General features: G+C 64.2%; 3 protein-coding genes. 1 reads left to right on the forward strand and 2 read right to left on the reverse strand.

Annotated elements, in window-relative coordinates; all coding sequences use genetic code 11:
* Window positions 1–6: 6 nt before the first annotated feature.
* Both HX818_RS19385 and HX818_RS19390 read right to left on the reverse strand, forming a co-directional pair.
* Window positions 7–12,945 (reverse strand): non-ribosomal peptide synthetase, encoded by a 12,939-nt coding sequence (locus tag HX818_RS19385; RefSeq protein ID WP_177020582.1) that lies wholly within the window; start codon window positions 12,943–12,945, stop codon window positions 7–9.
* 62 nt (window positions 12,946–13,007) lie between these two features.
* On the reverse strand, window positions 13,008–13,766 hold the full coding sequence (locus HX818_RS19390) for a thioesterase II family protein (protein WP_003209023.1): 759 nt from the start codon (window positions 13,764–13,766) through the stop codon (window positions 13,008–13,010).
* A 278-nt stretch (window positions 13,767–14,044) separates the two neighbouring features.
* On the opposite strand from HX818_RS19390, the gene HX818_RS19395 reads away from it, so the two are divergent.
* On the forward strand, window positions 14,045–14,596 hold the full coding sequence (locus tag HX818_RS19395) for an RNA polymerase factor sigma-70 (protein WP_076953019.1): 552 nt from the start codon (window positions 14,045–14,047) through the stop codon (window positions 14,594–14,596).
* The last annotated feature ends 66 nt before the right edge of the window (window positions 14,597–14,662 follow it).

The raw sequence follows: 14,662 nt of genomic DNA on the forward strand, positions 1-14,662 counted from the left end.
TCCGAGTTAAAAACCCTCCAGCTCCGCCATCAAATCACTCAACCGATCCACCTTCTCGGCGCTGATCTCATTCGCCGCCAGCCCGTCGATATACCCCGCCAACGCCTCCACCGTGCTGCACTCGAACATCGCCCGCAACGGCACATCCCGCTGCAGCGTCTTCTGCACCCGTGAAGCTATCTGCGTGGCCAGCAACGAATGCCCGCCCAGTTCGAAGAAGTTGTCCTGCACGCCGACGCGCTCGACCTTGAGCACCTCGGCCCAGATCCCGGCCAGCGTCTGCTCCAGCTCATTGCGCGGCGCCAGATAATCCTGGCTGTGCAACTGGCCGATCTCCAGTGCCGGCAAGGCCTTGCGGTCCAGCTTGCCGTTGGCGTTCAGCGGCAACCGGTCGAGCCACAACCAATGCAACGGCACCATGTATTCCGGCAGCTCGGCCCGCAGGCGTTGCTTGATGCGATCGAGGCGCTCACCCGGGTTGAGCTGCGCATCCGCCGCCACCAGGTAGCCCACCAGATGCTTGCCGTTGACGCCCTCCTGCACGCCCACCGCCGCATCCCGCACTTCAGGCTGCTCATGCAGGCGCGCTTCGATTTCACCCAGCTCGATCCGGTAACCGCGAATCTTCACCTGATGGTCGATGCGCCCGACGTACTCCAACACACCGTCGCTGCGGCGGCGGGCCAAATCCCCTGTTCGATACAACCGGTCCGCACCCAATGGATTCGGCACAAACGCTTGCGCCGTGCGCAGCGGATCGCTGACATAACCACGACCCACGCCGGTCCCGGCCACGCACAACTCGCCGACGGCGCCTTGAGGCACCAGTTCCAGCGCACCGTCCAGCAGGTACAACCGGTTATTGTCGGTCGGCGTACCAATCGGCAGATAAGTGCCACGGGTCGACGCCAGGTCGACGCGGAAGAACGCCACGTCGTCCGAACATTCCGCCGGGCCATACGCGTTGACCAGGCCAATCTGCGGATAACGCAGCAACCACTGGTGCGCCAGTTCCGGCGGCATCGCTTCACCCGTCGGCAGCATCCAGCGCAAGCCATCCAGGCTCATGCGCTCCTGGGCGAGCATGCCCTGGATCAGTGACGGCACGCTTTCCAGCACGGTAATGCCCTGGGCCTGGACGTGAGCGAGCAAGCCTTGCGGATCATGGGCAATGGTATTCGGCACAATGTCCACCCGCGCTCCGAACAGCGGCGCCGCGAGGAACTGCCACACCGAGATATCGAAACTTTGCGAGGCGGTCTGGGCGATCACATCGTGCTCAGTCAGTTGCAGATACGGCACCTTGCTCAACTGGTTATTGAGCATGCCGCGCTGTTCGACCATCACGCCCTTGGGCAGGCCAGTGGAGCCCGAGGTGTAGATCACGTAGGCCAGGTTATCCGGCGCGCTGTAGATGCCCGGGTTCTGCTCTGAACCCACCAGCTCCTCCCACACCAGCAGCCTCGGTCGCGAGCCACAGGCAAACTCTTCCAGCAACAGATCCGCCTGTTCCCGACAAGCCTCGGTGCACACCAGCAACGGCGTACGACTGAGGTCGATGATCCGGCTCAAGCGCTGGGTCGGCAGCCCCGGATCCAGCGGCAAGTAACCCGCGCCGGCCTTGAAGCTGCCGATGATCATGCCCAGCAAATCCAGATTACGTTCAGCCAGCAACGCCACCGGTTGGTCCAGCCCGACACCCGCGGCAATCAGCGCATGACCCAGGCGGTTACTGCGCCGGTTCAGCTCAGAGTAGGTCCATTGCTGATCCAGGCAACTGGCGGCAATCCGCTGTGGATGCTGTGCCACCTGGGCTTCGAACAGCTCGATGTAACTGCGCTCCAGCGGATACTCATGCTCGCTCTGGTTGCAGCCGTCCACCAGGAACTCACGCTCCTGCTCGCCAATCAGCGGCAAGTCGGCCATGTCGCCATGGAAGCCCTGCACCAGCGCCAGCAGCAGCCGCTTGAATTCAGTGAGCATGCCTTGCACGGTGGTTTCATCGAAATAACGCTGGTCGTAGGACAGGTGCAAGCCCAGGTCATCGCCCGGGTAGCACACGGCCGTCAGCGGGAAGTTGGTGTGGGTGCGACCGGAATCCGAGGTGGCATTCAGGCTTTGCGCACGGTCCAGTACCGAGACTTCCACCGGGGCGTTCTCGAACACGAACAGGCTGTCGAACAGCGGCTGGCCTTTCGGCAGTTCGCTGTGCTCCTGGATGGTCACCAGCGGCAGGTACTCGTACTCGCGCAGTTGCATATTGCTGTCGAGCAGGCCGCTCAACCATTGGCGCACGCTGCACTGCTGATCGTCCTCCGGCAGCTTGACCCGCAAGGCGATACTGTTGATAAACAGCCCGACAGTGCGCTGCATCTCGGGCATTTCTACCGGGCGCCCTGCCACGGTGACGCCGAACAGCACGTCGCGATCGCCACTCAAGCGCCGCAGCACCAGGGCCCATGCCGCCTGGGCGAAGGTGTTCACCGTCAATTGATGAGCCTGGGCCAGCTCGCGCAATTGCGCGCCGTCGCGCACATCCAGGCGGGTGTAGCAGTCGCCCACCACCATGCCGCCGCTATGGCCGGCATGTTCCCGCAGGAACGGCCGGTCGCTCGGAATCGGCGTGGTGCGCTCAAACCCTTGCAGGTTCTGCTGCCACCACTGGCGCGCCTCGGCGAGGTTCTGGCGTTGCAGCCAGGCGATGTAATCGCGGTAACGCGGTGGCGTCGCCAGTTGCGCTTCGCGACCTTCGCCGAGGGCCATGTAGATGTCGAAGAAATCGTTCATCAGCAGCGAGCGGCACCACGCATCGATCAGGATGTGGTGGTTGCTCATCATGAACCAGTAGCGGGCTTCGCCTACGCGGATCAGCCGCAGGTGGAAGGGCGCCTGGTTAAGCAGATCGAAACCGGCTTCACGCTCGCTTTTGAGCAACGCTTGCAGGCGCGGTTCCTGCTCGCTTTCCGGCTCCTGGCTCCAGTCGAGGTACTCGATCGGCGTGCTGCCGGGCTTGTGGATAACCTGCAACATGTCTTCGCCGACGTTCCAGCAGAACGAGGCGCGCAAGGCTTCATGACGGGCGATCACCGCCTGCCAGGCCTGGGCGAAACGCTCGGGGTCCAGGGCGCTGTTGATGCGGTAGCGGTCCTGCATGTAGTAGAGGCCGGTGCCCGGTTCCAGCAGGGTGTGCAGCAGCAAGCCTTCCTGCATCGGGGTCAGCGGGTACACGTCTTCGATGGCATTGGCCGGCACCGGCAGCGCATCGAGTTGCCCCTGGGTCAGGTGCGCCAGCGGGAAGTCCGACGGCGTAAGGCCGCCCGCGTCTGCCTTGAGGCAATGTTCGATCAGGCTTTGCAGTTCCGCCAGGTAAGCGTCCGCCAGTTCAGCGATGGTCTGGCTGTGGTGACGCTCGCGGCTGAAGGTCCAGCGCAGCACCAGCTCACCGCCGTACACCTGGCTGTCGACACTCAGCGCGTTGGGCAACGGCGCGTCCGGGTCGTGGGCGATCCCGGCGGACTCGTCCAGCGGGTGGAACAGTGCGTCGGCGCCAAAGCTCTGGTCGAACTGGCCGAGGTAGTTGAAGGTGATACTGGCGGTCGGCAACGCGGCCATGGTCTGGCGGCACAGGTCGTCGGCCAGGTAGCGCAGCACGCCATAACCCAACCCTTTGTGGGGCACGCCGCGCAGTTGCTCCTTGATCGCCTTGATCGAGGCGCCCTGCCCGGCGGCCTCTTCGATATGCAGCGGGGTCAGGCGCAGCGGGTAGGCGCTGGTGAACCAGCCGACGCTGCGGGTCAGGTCGATCTCGTCGAATAGCGGTTCGCGGCCGTGGCCTTCCAGCTGGATCAATGCGGATTCATGGCCACTCCAACGGCACAGCACACGGGCCAGGGCCGTCAGCAGCAAATCGTTGACCTGGGTGCGGTAGGCACTTGGCGCCTGCTGCAACAACTGGCGGGTGCGCTCGGCATCCAGGCGCACGCTGACGGTATCGGCGTCGCGATTGCGCAGCGAACCCTGTGGGCGATCCACCGGCAATTCAACGGCAGGGCCGGCCAACTGTTGCTGCCACACGTGCAGCTCCTCACGCAGGGATTCGCTGCCGGCATACGCCTGCAACCGCGCCGCCCAGTCGCGCAAGGCGCTGGTCTTGGCCGGCAGGTTGACCGGCTGGCCGTCGCTCAACTGGCGATACACGGTCTGCAAATCTTCCAGCAATACCCGCCAGGAAACGCCGTCCACCACCAGGTGATGGATCGCGATCAGCAGCCGGCGCTGGCCTTGCGGGCCGTCCACCAGTAACGCGCGCAACAACGGGCCATGGGCGAGGTTGAGGCTGCGCTGGGTGTCGGTGAACAGCGCGCTGCACTGCTCCATGTCCGCCACCTGGGCTTGCAACAGCAGGCCGCCTTCCGGCACAGCCAGGTGTTCGGCGTGCCATTGGGCGTCGCGCTGGCTGAAGCTCAGGCGCAGGGCGTCGTGATGTTCCAGCACCGCCAGCAACGCTTGTTCCAGGCGATGAGGTTCCAGGGCCTGAACCGGCTCCAGCAGCAATGCCTGGTTCCAGTGTTGGCGCTCCGGGATGTCGGTGTCGAAGAACCAGTGCTGGATCGGCGTCAGCCCGGACGCGCCGGTCAACACGCCTTGTTCGGCGCTGACCTGCTCGCTGCGGGTCGCCACGGCGGCCAGGGTTTGCACGGTCTGGTGCTGGAACAAATCACGCGGGCTGAAATGAATCCCCGCCTGCCGGGCCCGGCTGACCACCTGGATCGACAGGATCGAGTCGCCGCCCAACTCGAAGAAGTTGTCGTCAAGGCCTACCTGTTGCACGTTCAGTACCGCGCACCAGATGGCCGCCAGGGTTTGCTCCAGCTCGTTGCGCGGCGCCACGTACTGTTGACGATTCGCCTCGGGGTCCGGCTGCGGCAAGGCGCGGCGGTCGAGTTTGCCGTTGGCGGTCAGCGGCATGCTGTCGAGGAAGATCAGGTGCGCGGGCACCATGTAGTCCGGCAGCTGCGCTTTCAAATGCGCCTTGAGGGATTCACGCAGTGCACCGTGCTCTTCGTCGCTGATCAGGTAGGCCACCAACTGTTTGCCGCTCGGGGAATCCAGCGCCAACACCACTGCTTCACGCACCGCCTGGTGTTCCAGCAGGCGGGTTTCAATTTCCCCCAGCTCGATGCGGAACCCGCGAATCTTCACTTGATGGTCGATACGACCGAGGTATTCCACCAGGCCATCGGCACGCTGGCGCACCAGGTCGCCGGTGCGATACAGGCGACCGCCGTTCGTGGCAAACGGATCCGCGACAAACCGCTCCGCCGTCATCCCCGGACGCTGGTGATACCCCTGGGCCAGGCCTGCACCGCCGACGTACAACTCGCCGGTCGCGCCTTGCGGCACCAGCGCCAGGTCCGCATCCAGAATGTAGGCCACACGCGCGCCGATGATGCTGCCGATCGGCACGCTGCCGGCGCCCTCTTCCAGAGCTTCCGGGGCCAGGCTGGCCAACGGCATCACCACGGTTTCAGTCGGGCCATAGGCGTTGAAAAACAGCGCCGGCTTGAATGCCGCACGAATGCGCTGCAAGTGTTCGCCGGTCAGGGCCTCACCGCCGGTGATGCACATACGCACCGCCAGGGTCTGGTCTTGCGTGGCCAGCCATTGCGCCAACTGGCTGCCATAGCTTGGGGTGAAGCCCAGGATATTGATGCGGTGCCGACGAATCAGCCCGCAGATTTCTTCCGCGTCCCACTGGCCCTGGGCCCGCAACACCACCTGGGCACCACTGAGCAACGGCACCAGCAGACGCTCGGTGGCAGCGTCAAAGTTGATGGAATAGAAGTGCAGCTCGCAGTCATCCGGGCGCATGCCGAAGCGCTCGATCACCGCCTGGCAATGCATGGCGATTTCGCCGTGGGACACCACCACGCCCTTGGGCTTGCCGGTGGAACCGGAGGTGTAGATCAAGTAGGCCTGATGTTGCGGCAGGCTGATGAAAGGCAACTCGCTCGCCGGGTAGTCCGCCAGGGTCGGCAGGTCATCTTCCAGGCACCAGCGGCCGACACTCTCAGGCAGTTCGCCCAATGCGTCGAACATCGCAGCATCGCTGAGCAACAGGCCGATGCCACTGTCTTCGATCATGTAGTGCAGGCGGTCCAGCGGGTATTCCGGGTCCAGCGGCACATAGGCGCCGCCGGCCTTGAGGATTGCCAGCAGGCCAACCACCATCTCCAGCGAACGCGGCAACGCCAGGCCGACCCGCACCTGCGGGCCCACGCCGCGCTCGCGGAGCATCCAGGCCAGGCGATTGGCGCGGCTGTCGAGTTCGCTGTAGCTCAGGGTCTGCCCGGCAAAGGTCAACGCCGGTGCATCGGCACGGGCCAGGGCCTGCTCGCTGAACAGGTGATGGATGCACTGGTCGAGGCGATGCTCGCCAGCCTCAATGCCGAGGCTGTCTTGCAGGGCGCGCTGTTCGCCAGCCTCCAGCAACGGCAACTCACTCAGGCGCTGTTGCGGATCGCCGAGCAAGGCTTCCAGCAGGTTTTGCCAATGCGCCGCCATGCGCGCAATGCGAGGCTCGTCGAACAGGTCGGTGCTGTAGGTCAGGCAGCAACCCAGGCGATGATCGAGGTCGGTGACTTCCAGGTTGAGGTCGAACTTGGTGGCGCGGGCGTCGTTGGCCAGGTATTCGACGGTCATCCCGGCCAGGGTGCGGCTTTGCTGGAATTCCCAGCGCTGCACGTTGCACATCACCTGGAACAGCGGGTTGTACGCCGCGCTGCGGGTTGGTTGCAGGGCCTCCACCAGATGGTCGAACGGCAGGTCCTGATGGGACTGGCCTTCGATCACGGTGTGGCGAACCTGGTCAAACAGTTCGCCGACACTCATCTGCCCGTTGAGCTGGCAACGCAGCACCTGGGTGTTGAGAAATGCGCCAATCAGCCCTTCGCTTTCCGGGCGAATCCGGTTGGCCACCGGCGCACCGATGCGCAGGTCGGTCTGGCCGCTGTAACGGTAGAGCAATACCGCGAGGGTGGCGGTCATGGTCATGAACAGGGTCAGGCCGCGTTCGGCGTTGAAGGCACGCACGCGGGCGGCGAGGTCGTCGCTCAAATCGAAACGGTACAGCTCGCCCTGGTGACTTTGCACCGGCGGCCGCGGACGGTCGGCCGGCAGTTCCAGCAGCGGGTGTTCGGTGCCCAGTTGCGCGGTCCAGTAATCCAGTTGGCGCTGGCGTTCGCCGGCCTCCAGCCACTGGCGCTGCCACACGCTGTAGTCGAGGTACTGCACCGGCAGTGGCGCCAGTGGCGATTCGCGGTCGTCGATAAAGGCTTCGTACAGCGCGCTGAGTTCACGGGCAAAGATGTCCATGGCCCAGCCTTCGGTGACGATATGGTGCAGGGTCAGCACCAGGTAATGTTCCTGCTCGCCGGCCTTGACCAGGCAGGCGCGCAGCAGTGGGCCGGTTTCCAGATTGAACGGCGAGTGGGCTTCATGGTCGGCCAGTTGTTGCACACGCCGTTGCCGCTCGGCCTCACTGAACGCCGAGAAATCCTGCCAATCCATGCGCACGCCGGTTTGCGCCGCAACCTTCTGTTGCGCCACGCCATTAATGCTCGGGAAAGTCGTGCGCAGGGTTTCATGACGCATGATCAAGGCCTGCAACGCCGCCTCGAAACGGCCCACGTCCAGCACCCCGCGAAAGCGCGCCATGCCGCCGACGTTATACGCCGGGCTGTCGGGCTCCATCTGCCAGAGGAACCACATGCGCTGCTGGGAATAGGACAGTGGCACCGGCTGGCTGCGGTCGACCTTGCCGATGGCCAGCTGTTGGTTACGTTGCCCGGAGGCCTGGATCAGCCGGACCTGCTCGGCGAAAGCCCCCAGCTCGCTGGCGTCGAACAGCGTGCGCAACGGCAGTTCGACGTCACAGGCCTGGCGGGTGCGGGAGATGATTTGCGTCGCCAGCAACGAATGGCCGCCAAGGGCGAAGAAGTCGTCCCGCAGGCCGATGCGTGGCAGCGCCAGGACTTCACGCCAGATCGCGGCGATTTGCTGTTCCAGCGCTGTTTCAGGTTCGACGTGCTCACGTACCTGCCACACCGGTTCCGGCAAGGCGCGGCGATCCAGTTTGCCGCTTGGGCTCAGGGGCATCGCGTCCAGGCGCATCAATTGCGCCGGGACCATGTACTCCGGCAGCTCGGCGGCCAGGGCGGTTTTTACGTCCTGTTCATCCAACGGTTCGCTGGCGGTGTAGTAACCGATCAACTGCGCACCGGCTGCGGTTTCCCGCACCAGCACCACCGCTTGGGCGATGCCGTCGAGAGCCAGCAGGCGGGCTTCGATTTCTTCAGGCTCGACACGGAAGCCACGCAGTTTGACCTGCTGATCCAGGCGCCCGAGGTATTCCAGTACACCCTCGGTGCTCCAGCGCACGCGGTCACCGGTGCGATACAGGCGTGCGCCCGTCTCACCCAGCGGGTCGGCGACAAAGCGTTCGGCGGTCAGCCCCGCACGCCCGAGGTAACCCCGGGCCAGGCCGATGCCGCCGATGCACAACTCACCCGGCACACCCGCCGGCAGCGGCTCGAACTGATCATCCAGCACCCGGCAAATCACATTGCCCAGCGGCCGGCCAATCGGCGAACTCTCGCCGTCCTCGGCCTGGCAATGCCAGTGCGTCACGTTGATCGCGGTTTCGGTGGGGCCATACCGATTGTGCAGCTGCACCGCCGGCAACTGCGCCAGCACCCGGTTGCGCAACTCGGCAGGCAGCGCTTCACCGCCGGAGAACAGGCGACGCAGGCTGGTGCATTCGGCAGCCAACGGTTCGTCGACAAACAGCTGCAACAGCGGCGGCACAAAGTGCAGCGTGGTCACGCCGTGCTCCTGCACCAACTGCGCGATGCGATGGGGATCGCGATGCTCGCCGGGGCCGGCCAGCACCAGGCGGCAACCGGTGATCAGCGGCCAGAAACACTCCCACACCGACACGTCGAAACTGATGGGCGCCTTTTGCATCAGCACATCAGTTTCATCCAATTGGTAGGTGGCTTGCATCCACTGCAAGCGCTCGGCCAGCGCGGCATGGGTGTTGCCCACGCCCTTGGGCTGGCCGGTGGAGCCGGAGGTGTAGATCACATAGGCGAGGTTGTCGCCATTGAGGTGCAAACCCGGCGCATGGGTCGGCCAACTGTCGAGCTTGAGGCTGTCCATGGCGATGACGCACACGCCTTGCGCCGTGGGCAGTTGTTCCAGCAGTGGAGTCTGGGTCAACAGCAGTTGCACGCCGCTGTCCTTGAGCATGTAGCCCAGGCGTTCGGCGGGATAATCCGGGTCCAGCGGTACATAGGCGCCGCCGGCCTTGATGATTGCCAGCAGGCCGATCAGCAGTTGCGGCGAACGCTCGGCGGCGATGGCCACGCACACGTCCGGGCCCACGCCCTTGTCCCGCAGGTAATGGGCCAGGCGGTTGGCCTGGGTGTGCAATTGCGCGAAGGTCAGGCTGCCGTCCTGCCACACCACTGCGGTGCGTTCCGAGACGTGTTGGTTGAGTTGTTCCGGCAGCCAGCGCTGCGCCGGTGTGCACGGCGCAGCGCTCCACTGCTGTTGTTGGCGCTGCTCGTCGACGTGCAACAGCTTCAGGTCGCCGATGGCCTGTTGTGGTTGCTCGCAAATGGCTTGCAGCAGGTTGATGAAGTGCCCGGCCAGGCGCTCGATGGTGGCGGCGTCGAACAGCTCATCGGCGTAGTCGAACGACAGGCTCAGGCGCCCGTTGCGGTCTTCTTCAGTGTGCAGTTGCAGGTCGAACTTGGCTTCGCGGCTGTGCCATGCCAGCTCGTCGGCAAGCAGGCCCGGCAAGCGGCGCAAGGCGCCGAGGTCACGTTGCTGGTGGTTGAACATCACCTGGAACAGGCCTTGTTCCCGAGCTTGGGGAAAGGCTTCCAGCAGTTGTTCGAAAGGCAGGTCCTGATGGGCCTGGGCCCCCAGCGCTGCGGTGCGGGTTGCCGTCAGCAACTCGGCGAAGGGCAGGCGCCCATCCAGTTCGGCGCGCAGTACGAGGGTGTTGATAAAGAACCCGATCAGGCCTTGGGTTTCCTGGCGCGGACGGTTGGCGTTGGGCACGCCGATGCGGATATCGCGCTGGCCGCTGTAGCGATAGAGCAGGCTCTGGAACGCGGCGAGCAACAGCATGAACGGCGTGGATTCGTGGCTTTGGGCAGTCTTGCGAATGGCTTCGCCGAGGCTCGCGCTCACACGCACACTGTGGCGCGAGGCACTGCGCAGGTGCTGCGCCGAACGCGGGTGATCGGTGGCCAGGCTCAGGGTTGGGTGCTCGTCGCCCAGTTGTTGTTTCCAGTAAGCCAGTTGCCGCTGGCCCTCGCCTTCGGCCAGCCACTGGCGCTGCCAACTTCCGTAGTCGGCGTATTGCAGGGCCAGCGCTGGCAGCTCCAGGGGTTGGCCCTGGGACGCAGCGGCGTACAGTCGCGAGAATTCGTCGATCAACACGTTCAGCGACCAGCCGTCCGCGATGATGTGGTGCATCGTCACCAGCAGTTGGTGGTCTTCGTCATCCAGGCGCACCAGCGTTACCCACAGCAGCGGGCCTTTCTCCAGGTCGAACTGGGTGCGGGCTTCGTCTTCACGAATCTGCTTGGCCCGGGCTTCCCGCTCGGCGGCAGGCAAATCGCTGAGGTCGATGACTTGCAGGTCGAAATCAGCCTTGGCGTCGACCCGCTGGAAGGCCTGGCCATCGCGCTCGAAGAAGCGCGTGCGCAGGGCTTCGTGGCGCTGGATCAATTGCTGGAAGCTTGAGCGCACCGCGTCTTCATCCAGCTCGCCGCGCAACCGCAAGGCGCCGGGAATGGTGTAGGCGCTGCTGTGCGGGTCGAGTTGCCAGGTGATCCACAGACGGTTCTGCGCGAGGGATTGCGGCAGGTCTTCCTGTCGCGACAACCCATGGATTGCGCCTTGGGCCACGCCGCCGTCCTGCTGCAATTGCCCGACGCTGGTGGCGAAGGCGGCCAGGGTGGGCGCTTCGAACAACAGGCGCAGGTTCAGTTCCAGGCCGAGGGTTTCCCGCAGCCGGGCGACGACCTGGGTGGCGCTGATGGAGTTGCCCCCCAGCAGGAAGAAGTGATCGTCGGCGGCGACCTGCGTCACCTGCAATTGCTCGCACCAGATCGCGGCAATCCGGCTTTGCAGCTCGGACGCCAGCACCGCATCACCCGCCTGCGCCTGCACGCCGGGGAACTGCGCATAACTGTCGAGGCTGCCATCCGCCAACCGTGTGCGGCAGGCCGAGCGCTGCACCTTGCCGCTGGACGTTTTCGGCAAGCCACCGGGGTTGAGCAGCACCACCACGCTCGGCGCTTCCTGGCAGGCTTCGGCCACCGCCTGGCGAATCGCCTTGATCAGTGCTTCCGGCGGCAGGATTTTCTGCACGCTGCGGCTGATTTCGGCGGCGATGCCAATGCCTTCCAGGCCCTGGTCATTCACCGCGAACGCGGCGACCCGGCCCTTGCGCACCACTTCCACTTCGCGCTCGATGGCTTGCTCGATGTCCTGGGGATACAGGTTGTGGCCCCGCACGATCAGCAGGTCTTTCAGCCGGCCGGTGATGAACACTTCACCTTCGCGGATAAACCCGAGGTCGCCGGTCCGCAGCCAGGTACGGCCTTCGTGCTGAACGAAAGTTTTGGCGGTGGCTTCAGGGTTGCGCCAGTAGCCGTGGGCGATGCTCGGGCCGGTGGCCCAGATTTCACCGACGGCATTGTCGGGGAGCGTCGCCAGGGTGGCGGGGTCGGCAATCAGCACCGCGTGCTCGGGCTGGCTGGTGCCGCAACTCATGATCGCCGCGCCCTGACCGGGCTCGGCGCGGTTGGCGGCCAGAGCCTGTTCGTCCAGGCGCAGGGCCGGGATGCCGTGGCCACGAGTGCCGCCGGCAACGAACAAGGTGGCCTCGGCCAAGCCGTAGGAGGCGAAGAAATTGTTCGGGGTAAAACCGCAGGCGGCGAACTTCTCGGCGAAGCGTTCGAGGGTGTCGAGGCGGATCGGCTCGGAGCCGGAGTACGCCACGCGCCACTTGCTCAAATCCAGGCGATCCAATGCCGATTCGCTGACTCGCTCGCTGCACAAGCGATAGGCGAAGTCCGGCCCGCCGCTGATGGTGCCGCCGTATTCGCTGATCGCTTCGAGCCAGCGCAATGGCCGGCCAAGGAAGTACGCCGGCGACATCAATACGCACGGCACACCGCTGAAGATCGGCTGCAGCAGCCCGCCGATCAGGCCCATGTCGTGGTACAGCGGCAACCAGCTGACGATCACGTCGTCGGGGTTCAGGTCGATGCCGAAGCCGCGACGGATCAGCAATTCGTTGGCCACCAGGTTGCCGTGGGTCACTTGCACGCCCTTGGGCAACGCAGTGGAGCCGGAGGTGTATTGCAGGAAGGCGATGTCATCGTCCTGCAAGTTGGGCGCGATCCAATTGCCCGCGATTTCAACATGGAGACTGTCAACGCACAGCAACTGCGGCGCGCCTTCGAGTTGCGCCAGCGAATCACCGAGGCTGGACGTGGTCAGCAGCAACCGCGGCTCGGCGTCTGCAATGATCGACAGCAGCCGCTCCTGATGATGGCGGCGGGCGGACTCCGGCGGATAGGCCGGCACCGCGATGACCCCGGCGTACAGGCAACCAAAGAACGCCGCGACGTAATCCGGCCCGCTGGGGAACAGCAGCACCGCACGATCGCCCAGCCCGGCGTCGGCCTGCAAGGCGGCGGCAATGGTGCGGGCGCGCAGGTCGAGGTCGCGGTAACTGAGGACAACGCTCTGTTCGGCCGTCTCGGCAAGGAAGCGCAACGCCAGTCGATCCGGGGTTTGCGCGGCGCGGCGTTGAAGGGACTGAACCAGGGTGCGGGGAAGTTCGAAGGCGTCCATCATGGGGTTCCTGCCTGAAATCGGCTTACTGGGAAATCGGGGAATGTGTGGCCGGGGGGGCTTGTTCAGCCGGTTGCCCGGGCCATCTGCCGCGCGGCGTCATTGCGCCAGCGGGCCAGGTGTTCGTCGGCGTAACGCCGCACACAGCGCAGTACGGAACTCTCGTGCTGCACCAGGAAGAAGTGGTGACCGTCGAACATGTCGAGGGAGAAACCGCTGGCGGTGTCTTGCTGCCAGTCCAGCAGTTGATCGGCGCGCACCGTGTCCTGCTTGCCGCCGAATACATGGATGGGCAGGCTCAGCGGCTCACGCTCGCCGTATTCGAAACTGCCGCACAGCAGGAAGTCGGCCCGCAGGATCGGCAGCATCAACTGCATCAGTTCGGCGTTGGCCAGCACGTCTTCGCCCGTGCCCTTGAGTTCTCGCAGGCGGGCGATCAGTTGTTCGTCGTTTTTCTCGATGGCGTATTCGCTGACATCGCGACAGGCCGGGCCGGCGGTACCCGAGGCAAACAGCGCCAATGGCGGCGGCGCGCCCCGTTCGCGCAGGGCATGGGCCAGTTCGAAGGCCAGCAGGCCGCCGAGGCTGTGGCCGAACAAGGCGTAGGGGCCGTCCAGCTCGGCGCGGATCTCATCAGCCAGTTGCCCGGCCAGGTTTTTGATATCGCGCTGCAACGGCTCGTCCATGCGCATGCCGCGCCCCGGCAACTCCAGCGGCCGCACCTGCAACCACTCCGGCAGCGCCCGCCGCCAGCGGCTGTAGACCATGGCGCTGGCGCCGGAGTAAGGCAGGCAAAACAGGCGTAATCGAGCCGGCGTGTTCATTTCAGACCACTCCCGCTCACACGATAAAAACCCATTTTGTCCTCCTCCAGGCGCTGATCCTTGGCCGGTTTGTTAACTGGCCTTTCACCCATGAGAACGGATGGCACCGGGAAATAATTAGTCAGCGAGACGCCGTTCACACCTCTCGATAAAGCATAAGATTAGTTCGTCTTCTCATTTGACAATCATTATCATTAAGCATAATTTGTTGCCCGATGTGTAGGAGGCCTCAGCAAGGACGCCCTCCCCCAACCTTCTCTTGCAACAAGGTGATTTCCATGACGGAACAAGTATCCACAGGCAGGTGCGACTCACCCCTACTCCAGGCCTTCGTCGACAATCGACTGATCCTGGTCAAGATCGCAGCGCGTATTACCGGCTGCCGATCCCGCGCCGAAGACGTGGTGCAAGACGCCTACTTCCGGTTGCAATCGGCCCCCACCATCACGTCATCGTTCAAGGCGCAGCTCAGTTACCTGTTCCAGATCGTGCGCAACCTGGCTATTGATCACTACCGCAAGCAGGCGCTGGAGCTGAAATATTCCGGCACGGAAGAGGAAGGCTTGAATGTGGTTATTCACGGCGCTTCACCTGAGACCTCACACATCAACTTTTCGACGCTGGAGAACATTGCCGACGCCTTGACCGAGTTGCCTCAGCGCACGCGTTATGCGTTTGAGATGTACCGGCTGCACGGGGTGCCGCAGAAGGATATTGCCAAGGAGCTGGGGGTTTCACCGACGTTGGTGAACTTTATGATTCGCGATGCGCTGGTGCATTGCCGGAAGGTTTCCGGGACCCATAGCGACACGTTTGCGCGGCGGGTTTGATTGGGTCTGGCGCTGGGTACATATCCGTTATTTGGGTGATGGCTACCTATGGTTCCGCTCTTACAG

Origin of the sequence: Pseudomonas sp. F9001 (assembly GCF_013385435.1) — a bacterium.
Lineage (GTDB): Bacteria > Pseudomonadota > Gammaproteobacteria > Pseudomonadales > Pseudomonadaceae > Aquipseudomonas.